A 12,819-nucleotide genomic window follows, 5' to 3' on the forward strand; every position below is an offset into this window, starting at 1 on the left:
AAACTTTCTGATTCATCAAATACGTTATAACTTTGTAAACAATAGTTTAAAAAAGACACACTATACGATGATTTGGAATTTCGAACATATAAAAGATTCTTTTGATAAAATAAGTCAAAATGACCCTGTGGCATATTTTGCACCTTTTTTCCTGCTCTTAATTCTCTTAGAGTTGGGTATTGATTTAGCTCAAAAAAAGGAGTGGTACAACAAAAAAGATGCTTGGGCTTCTATTGCTATGGGCATTGGCTCTATATTTTTGAGCCTTTTAGCAAAACTTTTTTATATCGGAATTTATATGTGGATTTACGATAATTTCCGACTCTTTACCCTTCCTAATGTTTGGTGGGTGTGGGTGTTGCTTGTCTTTGCAGATGATTTTTCATTTTACTGGCATCATAGGCTAAGTCATCAAGTTCGTGTTTTATGGGCTGCTCATTCTAATCATCATTCGGCACAGAGTTATAACTTAGCAGTAGCACTCAGACAAAGTTGGACAGAAATGTTCTATAAATACATTTTTTGGCTATGGTTGCCTCTATTAGGTTTCCATCCGATTATGATGTTTGCCATGATGTCTGTTAGTCTGATTTATCAATTCTTTTTGCATACAGAAGCTGTTGGTAAATTGGGTTTCTTGGAATATTTTATGAATACACCTTCTCACCACCGAGTACACCATGCTACTAATATCAAATACTTGGATAAAAATCACGCAGGAATTTTCATTATTTGGGATAGAATGTTCGGAACGTTCATAGAAGAAGACGAAGAAAAGCCTATTTATGGACTTACCCAGAATCTTGAAACCTATAATCCTATCCGAATTGCATCACACGAATACGAAAAAATTTGGGAAGATATTAAAAAGCCTATCTCTTGGAAACACCGAATCGGCTACCTTATTCAGCCCCCTGGGTGGAGTCATGATGGAAGTAGAAAGACAACAAAACAACTGGTAGAAGAAATGAAAAACAATGTAGCTCACTCTTCAGAGTGAGAAAAGAAATTATTTCAGTATTTTATTCCATTGTCTTTCATCTAGTTCAATGGCTTCCATTTTTATATGTGAAAGATTATTACTCATCTTGAAAATATCATTGAACCATTCTTTTGTGTCTTCATCATCGTCTAAACAATACCATGTCCATAAAGAAGTTTTACCTGTCTTTTCTGACCAACTAGATAAAGCTGTGGCTGTTTCTACAAGACGAATCATATTAGACGTGGCGATATAATCTATTTTAAAATAAGAATGAATTTGGTCTATATCACTTTGAAATAATTTCTCAAGCCAGCAAAAGAATGGATGCATGAAGTATAGCGAGTAAGAATTATACATTTCTTGTGATATTTCTACTACGCCTGTCTCAAAATTTCCTTTTATTTTAGGAAATCTTCCTGAAGCATAATTTCCCACACCCCATTTACCTTCAATTAGAAAATTAAAATTAGGAATGGTCTTAATAATTTCTGTCAATGGATTTGTGATATTTTCCATGAAAGGCAAAGGCTTTTTGATAATGAAATTCTCTTCTCTAGGTTCTGTAAAAGGTAAAGAATCTAAAACGTCTATAAGCTCAATAGTTAGTATTTCTTCGTTATTTTGTAAATAGCCTTCTAGCCATTCTTCAAAGGGAAGCAATTCTTCTGCTGTGAAACAGTTTGCCCAGTTTGAAATAATGATTTTTTTCTGTTTTGCACTTGCAAGAATACTTGCTCTTAATCCATTATTATTTGCCTTGCTTTCTATCTTTATATCTCTAATTTTCATAGTCTAGAATCTTACGAGTTTCTACTTGTCTTGTTTTGGTAGGAATAACAAAGCGAAGTGAAAAAGCATGTCGATTGAGATTGGTAATAATTTGGTCTCTTCCAGCAGATGCAATGATAAAGTGATAGGAATAAGTAAAGTGTAAACCATTTCCAATTTTTCCTAAATTTCCTTCTCCTAAAAGGTTTCTTGGAGAAACACCCATCAGAATACGTACCCCTGGATTTACTTTTTCTCCATCTGTATGGATAGTAGCAGCTCCACCCAAAGCGACCCAAGATTGTGTCCAGCCTGTTAGGGCAAGACCGTAATAATTATTCCAAGGCGATACTTGAATGGTGTCAATCGGTGTTCCCAAATTATCTGTTCTTATTTCAACTTCTTCTTTAAAAGAATTATTGAAAGGTGCAATTTCTCCAGAAAGTGAGACAGCAAAAAATGTTTTTTTCCAGTTCCATTTGGCTTTTGCAATGCCAAGTTCTAAAACAGGACTTTTATAATAATGTATCCCTCCAACAATTCCCCAACCAACAGTTTCTTGAAAAAGTGAACGAGAATCATAAAACTGGCTTGTTTCATTAGCTTTACATTCAGCATAAACTTCTAAGTAGGTATTTCTTTGTGTAATATCCAAAATAGCCATACTATCGTATTTTTCAGAAGTAGAAGCTCCATAAATTTCATATCTTCTCAATATTTTTCCGTTGGGTTTTTTCAAAACAAAAGTAGAATCATTTTCAGTTTGCCATGTGCCTGTTTCGGTTCTGTCAAAGGCTGAAAAATTATAACTTTTATCTTCATTGAGTTCTAAAAACTCCTTTTCACAGTCTCTTACACTAAAAAGAGTATCTGATTCGCTAAGATAGATTTCAATATAGTGGGATAATCCCCATTTTTTCCCTATGATGTTCTTCATCTTATTTTCCAGTTTGCCTTCCGTATTCTGAGCAACAACAAAAGATAGCGACGAAGAAATAGTAAAAAATAGAATAGAGAGTATGACAAATTTGATTTTCATTGTAAGAGATTTAAACTAAAAAAATAGACAATTTGAAAGCATAAGAATAGTAAGCAAAAATACTACTCAATTTTTTGTAGCCCAAAATAAATTGTATCATTATTTTTTCATAAATTAAAACCTAAAGAAACTTTTTCTAAAAAAGTGAGGTTAGGCGATTATATATATCAAATTTATTTATCACACAAAATACAACTTAATCATGGCAAACAAATTACATGAGCTTTTAGCTGTCGAACAAGACCGAAAAAACAAAGCCAATCAAGCGATTGGGGAAGCAAAAAAAACATTTACTAAAAATGACCCTTATTTTGATGGAATGGTCAAGCACTATGTTGCATTAGAGGAAAACTCTGATGAAATTCCAGACGAAACAAAGGAAATGGTAACGACAGTAAAGCAAAAGCTAGAGCAAGCGATGGAGATTATTGTGGCAGGTATAGATGCCAATATTTCAAAAGAAGAAACTAATTCTTCTGATGTTGCGAAAGCAGAGTTAGTAGTTGGAGACAAAAAATTTGGCACATTTTCAGCAACTTCACTTTTAGCATTAGAAAGCCATATCAATCGCTTAAAGGATTTGTACAATGCTGTTCCTACATTAGACCAAACTCGTAAGTGGGAATTTGACAAAAAAACCAATGTCTATCGTACGCCCGAAGAAGTCAAGTTTCGTACTGTAAAGCGTCCGAAAGTTATTGTGAAATATGAGGCAACAAAAGAGCACCCAGCACAAACAGAACTTTTAAACCTTGACTTTCAAGTGGGTAAATATGAAACTGTTTATACTTCTGGGAAGGTTACTCCATCTCAAAAAAGCGATATGATTGCACGTATTGATGAGCTTTTGGAAGCTGTGAAGGTGGCTCGCTCAAAAGCAAATAGTGCAGAAGTCAAGAATACCAAAGTAGGAAAAGATATTTTCGAATTTATCCATAAAGGAATTTTGAAATAATATTTTCTATCAAGATAAAGCGTATCACATAAAAATTACACTAAGAGTAGAAATTATTCTTAGTGTTTTTTTTGCTAAAAAAAATGATGTTTTCTAATCAAAATTAGCAATAGATTATAGAAAGCATCAAAAAATTGCTATTTTTGTTAGGTACTCAATTTATTTTGAAGAGAAAATTTTAACAGCAGCCAGCATTTTAGATACTCATTTTTTATGGCAGATAACTTATTTAAAAATACTGTTTTAGAAGAGCAAGACGAATCTCAAAAGATAGAACAAGAAACAGAAAAACAAACCTCTACTTTTTCTGAAAATAATTTTACGTCACTTATTTCTGTACAACTCATCTCTGCTATCGGAATTTGGGTTTTGATTTTGTTGTTAGCAGTTTCTTTTATATCATTTATTTATACTGGAGAAGCTGACCAAAGTCTTGTATTAGGGCTTTTTTCAGACACACCTACAAAAGAAACTCCTCAAAATTGGTTGGGAATGTTTGGAGCAGTAGTTTCTCATTTCCTGATTGAACGTTGGTTTGGAATTGGTGCTTTTTTGTTGTTGGTTGTCGGAGCAACGGCTGGAATGGTCTTGATAAACAAGTACGAACTGAAAAAGTGGAAAGAACTTTCTGTAAGTCTGTTTTTTGTTATTTTCTTATTGAGTTCTATTTTGGGGTATTTAGTTTATATGACTGAAACCCAAACAGCTTGGGCGTTTCTTTGTGGAGGCATAGGCTACGCTATTTCAGCACTTTTTGGACAAATTTTTACACCTATTTTTATTGTTATTAGTGTCATTGCTTTTGGTTATTTCTTTGGTAAAGATCGTCTCAATATTGAACTATACGCTAACTTTTCGGATAAAAAAGATAAAAAGAAACAAAAAGAAAATCCTCAAAGCCCTGTTCCTTCAGCAGAAGTGGAGGCGTTTAAAGAAGTTGAAATTGGTAGAGTAGAAACACAGCACGTTGTAGAAAAACAAAGTCCTGTATCTGATGAAAGGCAAGTATCTGACAAAAAAGAAGACAAGAATCCATTACAGGAAGTAAAAAAGCAAAGTTTTGCAGAGAAGTTATTTGGAAATAATACTCCGAAAGCAACAACAAAAACACAAAGCGAAGAAACAAAACAACAAAAAGAAAATCCTTTTGAAAGCAAAAACAAAATCAAAGATAGTTTTGATAGAAGTCTGCCAAAGAAAGAAATTAAAAATGAGCAGTTTGGTAAGAGAGAAGAGCCAGCCAATGACTTAAAAAGTGAGATTGAAAGAGCAAGAGAAGAAGCAAAAAATAAATCTAAAAAAGATAAAAATAAAGAAGAGGAAAAAAATCAAGAACAAGATGGTTTTTTTATTCCATCAGCTAGAGATTTTGGTATCGAAAGTGATAAGGAAGAGGAAGAAGAAAAGAAAGAACAAGAAAATCCATTTGCTATCAATATTCCTTCTACCAAAAGTCCAACATCAAAAGAAGATATAGAAAGCGTAGAAAATACTGTTCACAATACCTCTCAAGAAGAAGCAAAAACATTAGAAAAAAGAAAAATAGAAGAGGCAGAAGAAAACCAAGACGAAAAAGATTTTAGTATGCCTATGCCTCCGTCGGTCAGTAGGGTAAAAGATTTGTATGGGGAAAATGTAGAAGAACTAGCAGAGGAAGAGGAAAACGGACAGAAAAATTATACTGGAATTACAGTCTATAACCCAAATGATGAACTTCCAAAATATACATCTCCTCCAACAGAACTGTTGGACAATCCAGTAGTAAAGAAACATCAAGTTAAGAAAGAAGACTTGCAGGAAGTAAAAGATAGAATCGAACAAACACTCAAAAACTTCAAAATTGATATAAAAAGAATTGAGGCAGAAGTTGGTCCAACTGTAACACTCTATGAAATTGTACCTGCACCGGGGGTAAAGATTGCACAAATCCGAAACTTAGGAGATGATATTGCACTCAATTTGTCAGCATTGGGAATCCGTATTATTGCGCCAATGCCGGGGAAGGGAACTATCGGCATTGAAGTTCCGAATAAAAATAGAGAAATTGTTCCTCTTCGAACACTACTAGAACACCATTCTTTCAAATATTCTAAAAAAGATTTGCCTTTAGTTTTGGGACGAGATATTTCCAATGAAATTTTTATTGCTGACCTTACCAAAATGCCTCACCTATTGATTGGAGGAGCAACAGGGCAAGGAAAATCTGTTGGAATCAATGTTATCTTGACTTCGCTCATTTACAAAAAACATCCTAGCGAACTCAAGTTTGTGATGATTGACCCTAAGAAAGTGGAGTTTTCTCTATTTGCAAAACTAGAAAAACACTATTTAGCACATCTTCCAAATGCTGAACCGATTGTTACAGATTCAGTAGAGGCTGTCAAAACATTAGAAGCTCTTTGTAGGGAAATGGATAGTCGTTACGACCTTTTGAAAGATGGAGATTGTAGGAATGTAAAGGAATACAATCATAAATTCAAAACCCATCAGCTTTTAGAAGAACATCATCGTTTCTTGCCATATATTGTTTTGGTAATTGATGAGCTTGCCGATTTGATGATTATTGCAGGAAAAGCAGCCGAAAAACCGATTGCAAGACTTGCTCAAATGGCTCGTGCGATAGGCATTCATTTAGTAGTAGCAACGCAGCGTCCGTCTGTAAACGTGGTTACAGGAATCATCAAAGCCAACTTTCCTGCTCGTATGGCGTTTCGTGTTACTTCAAAAATTGATTCACGAATTATTTTGGATGCGACAGGAGCAGAGCAACTTATCGGACAAGGTGATATGCTACTTTCCAATGGTTCAGATATTTTGCGTTTGCAATGTGCTTTTGTAGATACGCCAGAAGTAGAACGTATTTGTAAACACATCCAAGACCAAAAAGGATTCTCAACAGCCTATACACTTCCAGAGGAAACTAACTTTGATGTAGAAGACGATGAGTATTTGGCTGGCGATGAATTGTTTTAAACAATGGCTTTGATTTCTTCAATATTATTTCTAACTCTCATTTTTTCCACATTTAAAATGGCATCTTATCTTACTTAAGGTAAGAATAGAGTTTTTCTATAATTTTGTACCTTTGTGCAAAGTTTAGTGATTACATCAAAAATAGAGTAAATAAGTTATGGTGCAAAATGAAAATTCAAAGATTATTATTGCCATTGATGGATATTCTGGTTGTGGAAAAAGCAGTACTGCGAAAACTGTTGCCTCCAAACTAGGATATGCCTATATCGATACAGGAGCAATGTACAGAGCTGTAACACTTTATTTTTATCAACAAAAAGTGGATCATCAAAGCAAGGGACAAGTTAGAAAAGCTCTTACTTCTATTCTTTTAGAATTCAAATTTGATGAAAATACTAAAAGCAGTCATATTTATTTGAATGGCGAAAATGTAGAATCTCTTATCCGTCAGATGCATATTTCTGAAAGAGTAAGTCAAGTAAGTACGATTGCAGAAGTGCGTCATTTTTTAGTAGCACAACAACGCCAGATGGGAGAGAAAAAAGGAATCGTAATGGATGGAAGAGATATAGGAACTGTTGTATTTCCTAATGCAGAATTAAAAGTCTTTATGACAGCACAAGTGCCTACAAGAGCCTTGCGTCGCCAAAAAGAATTAGAGAGTTTAGGACAACAAGTAGAATTAGCAGAAATTATTGCTAACCTAGAAAAACGAGATTTGATAGACTCTACACGTGAAGAAAGTCCACTTCGTAAGGCAGAAGATGCTATTGAGATTGATACTACATATTTAGAATTTGAGGAGCAGGTAGAAAAAATTCTTAAATTGGTAAAAGAACCACAGTCTACATAAAATATAGAGTAATGACTGAAAAAATAGTAAAGCAAGCACCAAATAGTTATTGTGAAGTGATAGGAAAAGGTTTAATAGGTTTGGCATTCGAAGAAAAACCTAGTTTACACCTTGATTCAGCAGCTATTATATTTGCATCAGGAGTTTCAAACTCTTTAGAAACAAATCCACAACCTTATTTGAGGGAAAAAAAACTTCTTGAAAGCGTGATTAAAAAAAAAACAGACACAGATAAGTTTGTTTATTTTAGTACACTTTCTATTTATGATGAGCAAAAACAGAATTCAGCTTATATACAGCATAAATTAGAGCTAGAGAAGTTTATTCAGCAAGAATGTCAAAATCATCTTATTTTACGTGTACCTAATATTGTAGGTTTTGGGGGAAATCCTACTACATTACTCAATTACTTGATAACTTCTGTAATGGAAGGCAGAGAAATAAAAATCTTTCAAAATGCTTACCGTAATTTTATAGATGTAGGAGATTTGGTGGTATTAGTAAAAGCACTTCTTGCTTCTCAAAATAATGCTACAATAAACTTACTACATCCTGTTTCATACTCTATGCTAGAAGTGATGAAATATATTGAGTTATATACTGGGAAAGCCTCAAAGTCTATATATATTGAACAAGGAAATAATTATTTCCCATTACTAAATGAGCAGGTAAAAACTACTTTTGAACAAAATAATATTGATACAAGTAAAAATTATTTAAATCAAATTTTAAGAAAATATTATTAAAAAAGACAATAGGATGAATATCATTGTATTTACTACTTGGACAGTACAACACTTTTTGCCTGCTGTCCATGCTGAAATAATTACCTCTCATTTAGAAAAAGGACACAATGTAAAAGTAATTGTATGTGATGCTCAACTACATTCATGTTTTATTCCTCATCTTCTACAGGAAAACCAAAATAAAGCTCCATTTAAAGATAAATCTACTTGTACAGAATGTCAGTTTAAATGGCTTTCTGTTTTAAAAAATGACGTAGGGGTAAAGAAAGAAGATATAATTTCCTTAAAGCCTTTTCCCAAAAATATTGCCCTACCTTCTTTTAAATCACATGATGAAATTCGAAATCATCAGTATCAAGATATAAATATAGGAGTGGGGATTTTATCTACGCTTATTTCTTTGTCTAGAAATGTAGATGTAGATATTGTAGAATATCGTCCATCCTTAGAAGCTATTTATAAAAATGCTATTTCTGCTGTAGAGACAATGAATTCACTAAAAGACTTTGCTCCAGATAAAGTCTATATCTACAATGGTAGATTAGCAGAGAGAAGAGCTGTAGTAGAGTTTTGTAAGCTATATAATATAGATTACGATACTTGGGAGGTCGCACAAAGCTTACAACATTATTACTTAGTAAATAAAACACTGCCTCACAACCCTAAGCCATTTGCCCTAGAAGCCATAGAGCGTTTTTATGACAATACATCTATTTCTCAAGAAACAAAAACAGAAATAGGACATCAGTGGTACAACACCAAGCGTTATGGTCATTATGAAGATAAACCAAATGACATCAATTACGGAAAACTGATGCAAAACACGGATATATCTTCATTACAAATAGATAAAAGCAAAACAAATGTAGCACTTTTTGTTTCTTCTGAAGACGAAATAGCCAGTCTTGGTAAAGATATTTGGCCTTTTGAATATCGACAGACTGAAAGCATACAAAAAATTATATCCTATTTTGATGCTAAAGACGATAATAATGTCCATTTGTATCTAAGAATACACCCTAATTTGAGAGGATTAGATAATGCTGAGACGAAAAAATTAAAATCTCTAAAAGGTAATTGTTTAACAGTCATTCCTTCTGAATCACCCTTAAACTCTTATGCCTTATTAGATGAATGTGATAAGATTGTTTGTTTTAGTTCTACAATAGGTATAGAGGCTACTTACTGGCAAAAGCCATCCATACTATTTGGTACATCTGCTTATAAGCATATTGATAATAGCATTCATATAGCTAATACTATTGAAGAGGTGTGTCAATTAATAGAAGATAAAAATTTGTCTCCAAAATCTATAGAAGCTGCCTTAATCTATGCTTATGGACTGCTCAACAGAGGAAAACAAATTAAAGCATTAGATATTTATCAGCAGCCTGTCAAGGAATTATACAATAAAAATAAATTACTTTATCCAATCTATAAACTCTATAAAAAGTCTGATACAGTAGGAAAAGTAGTGCGTTTTTTAAATTTGCAGAAAATAACAAAAAATATATTGGTACGGTTTGGCAAAAATTAAGTTTTACATAGAAGTTATTTAAAGAATAGAGAAAGAATGTTTATTTATGTTTTGCTCTATTGAGATTGACCTAAATGAACCAAAGTCAGTACTAATAATTGTGTAAAAATACATTAGGTTTCGTTCACTTTCAGGTATTAAACAACTTATAAACTTAGCTATTACTAGCAAAAATCAAATAACTTTGAAGTAAAAGGTTTGAAATAAGCAAGGACTATAAAATATTATGTTAGAAGATACAGTTGTATTTACTCTTGGTAACAGTGCCTACGAAGCAGGAGTAGCAGCACTCATAAATTCATTGTTACACAATGGTTTCAAGGGAAAAATAAAAGTAGGTATTCCTCCTCCTCACTTTGAAGGAACACCTTTAGAAAATGTAGAGTATATTCACTTAGACTCCACAGCACATCCTATAAACCTCAAAACAGATTTGATTCTTAATAATCCTTGTAAAAACTTTATTTATTTTGACTCTGATATTATTGTCAATACTAAGGAGTTTTTAGAGGAGTTAGAAAGTCTAATAAAAGAATGTGCTGTATTTCCAATAGAAGCTATTATACCTAAAGAAGATTTTAGAAGGTTGAGGTGGAATCAGCAAATTAGAGGAGAGATGGGTTTTACTAAAAACTATTCCTCTTCTTATTACAATGCAGGTTTTTTTGCTGGCAACTGGGATAGAGACATAGCCCTGATAGAAGAGTGGAGAAGCAAGATGAATACATGTCTAAGTTCTCTAAATAGTGTAGAAGATGTTTCCAAGTATTTCAAGTTATCTGACCAAGATGTTTTGAATGCACTTCTACAAGATGATAAATACAATATAGCAGGAATTTCTCCTCCTGATTGGTGGGGTAATATGGGAGGAGAACAAAAACCATTTTTATTTATTGGCTTATGGAAAGAAGCAGGATTTTATCATCACACTGCAACTCCCAAAACGTGGTTACACCAGTCAGTTCCCTTACGTCCCCCCAATGCCTATGATATGCTTTGGTACAAGTATTTGCAAATGGATTATTATCAATTAGATAAAAATAAAATTCTATCTAAGAAAATGACAGACTGGCTAGAACATAAAAAACAGTCTAGATATTACCAAGCTATTAAAAAAATACTAAATAAAGTTTTATAAAAAATCTGTTTGTCTTAAACTATGAAACTTATCTCTGTTATCATTCCAGCTTACAACTGTGAAAATTTTATTGAAGAAACCCTTGAAAGTGTTTTTAACCAATCTATTGGAAGCGAAAATATAGAAGTTATTGTAATTAATGATGGCTCAACAGATAATACATTAGACATTTTAAAAGACTACCAAGCACAAGATAAAATTACCTTAATAGATACGCCCAACCGAGGTGTAAGTGCAGCACGTGAAACAGGTAGAAAACTAGCTAAGGGAAAATATATTCAATATTTGGATAGTGATGATTTACTAACTTCGGAAAAGCTAGAAATACAGTACAAGGCTTTAGAGAAAGAAAAAGCAGATATTGCTTATGGAGATTGGCAAAAGTTTTCGGAAAAAAATGGAAGCAAAACATTTTTAGAAAAAATAGAAAGGCAAATTGAAGGAGATGAGCAAATAGCTCTCTTTAACGATTTTTGGTGTCCTCCTGCTGCTATTTTATATTCTAAATCTATCGTAGATAAGATAGGAGAATGGAATATGAGTTTGCCTATCATTCAAGATGCTCGTTATTTTTTGGATGCTGCTATTCATAAGGGTAAGTTTGTCTATACAAAAGGAATAATGGCAAAGTATAGAGTTTCAGAGGGAACTTCCCTTTCTCAACGCCATGGAGAGGTGAAATTTGTACAGGATGTTTTTACAAATGCTAAACAGATTCATCAGTTATGGAAAAATGAACTAGATACAAGAAAAGATAAAGCTGATGCGCTTATTTCTTCTTATAGATATTGTGTCAGAGTTTTTGGAATCTATAATGAAAAAACGCTTTTTGAGAAAACGCTTTCTAAAATCTATGAAATTGACTCCAATTATATTCCTCAAACATCAAAGCCTATGCAATATTTAAGCTCTGTCATAGGATATTCAAAAGCTGAAAAGTTAGTAAGTTTGTATCATAGAATGAAAAAAATATAAACAAATGAAAATAGCGTTAGGTGTGGGTTACTATTATCCAGATTCTATTGGAGGAACAGAAAAGTATATACATGATTTGGCAATTTTTCTTCTTTCCAAAGGTGTTGAAGTAGTTGTTATTGCACCTAGTGTGAAAGGAAACTACTCATATCAACAAGAAGAAGGATATACTGTTCATAGATTTGAAGAGCCTCAAGATTTTACAAAAGAAGAAATTAGAGACAAAGTGATTTGTAGAGGATGGGAAAACTTTGATAAGTTACTCGTCCAGTTGAAGCCAGATATTTTTCATCTACATACAATTTCTACATCTCTTAGTTATCGCCATTTGGAATTAGCAAAACAAAAGGGAATCAAAACACTTTTTACAGCTCACATACCAGGAGTGATTTGCCCTAAAGGAGATTTTATAAAATACCCTAATGAGGTTTGTAATGGTAAGGTAAGTCATGCAAATTGTGGCTCTTGTCATGCACATTGGCGTCATCAAAATATGTTTGCGGCTAAAGTTACAGGAAAGCTAGCCCAATCGTCTCGTATATCTAGTTTGTTGAAGAAAAAGATTTCTCAATTTGAGGTCATTCATCAAAGAAAAACAATATTTCAAGCTCTTCAAGATAATACAAGCTATATTATTGCAGTGTGTCAATGGCTCTATGATGCTTTCTTGATAAATGGTATTCCTGCTGAAAAACTAAGAATTTGTAGGCAAGGCGTAAGTACAAACTATATGAAGTCTGCAAAACAAGAAAGAAAGTTAAAAGAAAAGATTTTACCTATAAAAATCGGATTTATTGGTAGATTAGAACCCATTAAAGGTTTACATGTCCTTTTAGATGTTTATGAAAAA

The 12,819-nt window shown here is 33.0% G+C and carries 11 protein-coding genes; 9 read left to right on the forward strand and 2 right to left on the reverse strand.

The annotated features are described in order from the left end of the window. The first annotated feature begins 67 nt into the window (after window positions 1-67). Window positions 68-1,000: a sterol desaturase family protein gene (locus QZ659_RS03135; RefSeq protein ID WP_291721698.1), complete on the forward strand. Its 933-nt coding sequence runs from the start codon at window positions 68-70 to the stop codon at window positions 998-1,000. Window positions 1,001-1,009: 9 nt separating this feature from the next. On the opposite strand, the gene QZ659_RS03140 is transcribed toward QZ659_RS03135, so the two are convergent. Next, the gene (locus tag QZ659_RS03140) at window positions 1,010-1,774 is read right to left on the reverse strand and encodes a SiaC family regulatory phosphoprotein (protein WP_291721702.1); all 765 of its coding nucleotides are present in this window, start codon (window positions 1,772-1,774) and stop codon (window positions 1,010-1,012) included. Beyond that, window positions 1,764-2,792: a hypothetical protein gene (locus QZ659_RS03145; RefSeq protein ID WP_291721705.1), complete on the reverse strand. Its 1,029-nt coding sequence runs from the start codon at window positions 2,790-2,792 to the stop codon at window positions 1,764-1,766. Before QZ659_RS03145 ends, QZ659_RS03140 begins: the two co-directional genes overlap by 11 nt. Window positions 2,793-2,994: 202 nt before the next feature. On the opposite strand from QZ659_RS03145, the gene QZ659_RS03150 reads away from it, so the two are divergent. The 8 genes from QZ659_RS03150 to QZ659_RS03185 form a co-directional block, all read left to right on the forward strand. After that, window positions 2,995-3,747: a hypothetical protein gene (locus QZ659_RS03150; protein ID WP_291721708.1), complete on the forward strand. Its 753-nt coding sequence runs from the start codon at window positions 2,995-2,997 to the stop codon at window positions 3,745-3,747. A 213-nt stretch (window positions 3,748-3,960) separates the two neighbouring features. Beyond that, window positions 3,961-6,720, forward strand: a complete 2,760-nt coding sequence (locus tag QZ659_RS03155) for an FtsK/SpoIIIE family DNA translocase (protein WP_291721711.1) — start codon at window positions 3,961-3,963, stop codon at window positions 6,718-6,720. A gap of 157 nt (window positions 6,721-6,877) precedes the next feature. Continuing rightward, window positions 6,878-7,573: a (d)CMP kinase gene (gene cmk, locus QZ659_RS03160; protein WP_291721714.1), complete on the forward strand. Its 696-nt coding sequence runs from the start codon at window positions 6,878-6,880 to the stop codon at window positions 7,571-7,573. 11 nt (window positions 7,574-7,584) lie between these two features. Next, the gene (locus QZ659_RS03165) at window positions 7,585-8,319 is read left to right on the forward strand and encodes an NAD-dependent epimerase/dehydratase family protein (RefSeq protein ID WP_291721717.1); all 735 of its coding nucleotides are present in this window, start codon (window positions 7,585-7,587) and stop codon (window positions 8,317-8,319) included. A 13-nt stretch (window positions 8,320-8,332) separates the two neighbouring features. Beyond that, entirely contained in the window at window positions 8,333-9,856 is a 1,524-nt protein-coding gene (locus tag QZ659_RS03170) for a hypothetical protein (protein WP_291721719.1), read from the forward strand. 226 nt (window positions 9,857-10,082) lie between these two features. Beyond that, a complete protein-coding gene (locus QZ659_RS03175) occupies window positions 10,083-10,994 on the forward strand; it encodes a hypothetical protein (protein WP_291721722.1) in 912 nt (303 codons plus the stop codon). Window positions 10,995-11,015: 21 nt separating this feature from the next. Continuing rightward, window positions 11,016-11,969 (forward strand): glycosyltransferase family 2 protein, encoded by a 954-nt coding sequence (locus QZ659_RS03180; protein WP_291721725.1) that lies wholly within the window; start codon window positions 11,016-11,018, stop codon window positions 11,967-11,969. A gap of 4 nt (window positions 11,970-11,973) precedes the next feature. After that, window positions 11,974-12,819 (forward strand): glycosyltransferase (locus QZ659_RS03185; RefSeq protein WP_291721730.1); only part of this gene is annotated, 846 nt, incomplete at its 3' end.

The sequence above is a fragment of the Bernardetia sp. genome, assembly GCF_020630935.1.
In the GTDB taxonomy this organism is placed as follows: domain Bacteria; phylum Bacteroidota; class Bacteroidia; order Cytophagales; family Bernardetiaceae; genus Bernardetia.

Coding starts and splice junctions, on each gene's coding strand:
- QZ659_RS03135 (WP_291721698.1), top strand. CDS start 68: ATGATTTGGAATTTCGAACATATAAAAGATTCTTTTGATAAAATAAGT.
- QZ659_RS03140 (WP_291721702.1), bottom strand. CDS start 1,774: ATGAAAATTAGAGATATAAAGATAGAAAGCAAGGCAAATAATAATGGA.
- QZ659_RS03145 (WP_291721705.1), bottom strand. CDS start 2,792: ATGAAAATCAAATTTGTCATACTCTCTATTCTATTTTTTACTATTTCT.
- QZ659_RS03150 (WP_291721708.1), top strand. CDS start 2,995: ATGGCAAACAAATTACATGAGCTTTTAGCTGTCGAACAAGACCGAAAA.
- QZ659_RS03155 (WP_291721711.1), top strand. CDS start 3,961: ATGGCAGATAACTTATTTAAAAATACTGTTTTAGAAGAGCAAGACGAA.
- cmk (WP_291721714.1), top strand. CDS start 6,878: ATGGTGCAAAATGAAAATTCAAAGATTATTATTGCCATTGATGGATAT.
- QZ659_RS03165 (WP_291721717.1), top strand. CDS start 7,585: ATGACTGAAAAAATAGTAAAGCAAGCACCAAATAGTTATTGTGAAGTG.
- QZ659_RS03170 (WP_291721719.1), top strand. CDS start 8,333: ATGAATATCATTGTATTTACTACTTGGACAGTACAACACTTTTTGCCT.
- QZ659_RS03175 (WP_291721722.1), top strand. CDS start 10,083: ATGTTAGAAGATACAGTTGTATTTACTCTTGGTAACAGTGCCTACGAA.
- QZ659_RS03180 (WP_291721725.1), top strand. CDS start 11,016: ATGAAACTTATCTCTGTTATCATTCCAGCTTACAACTGTGAAAATTTT.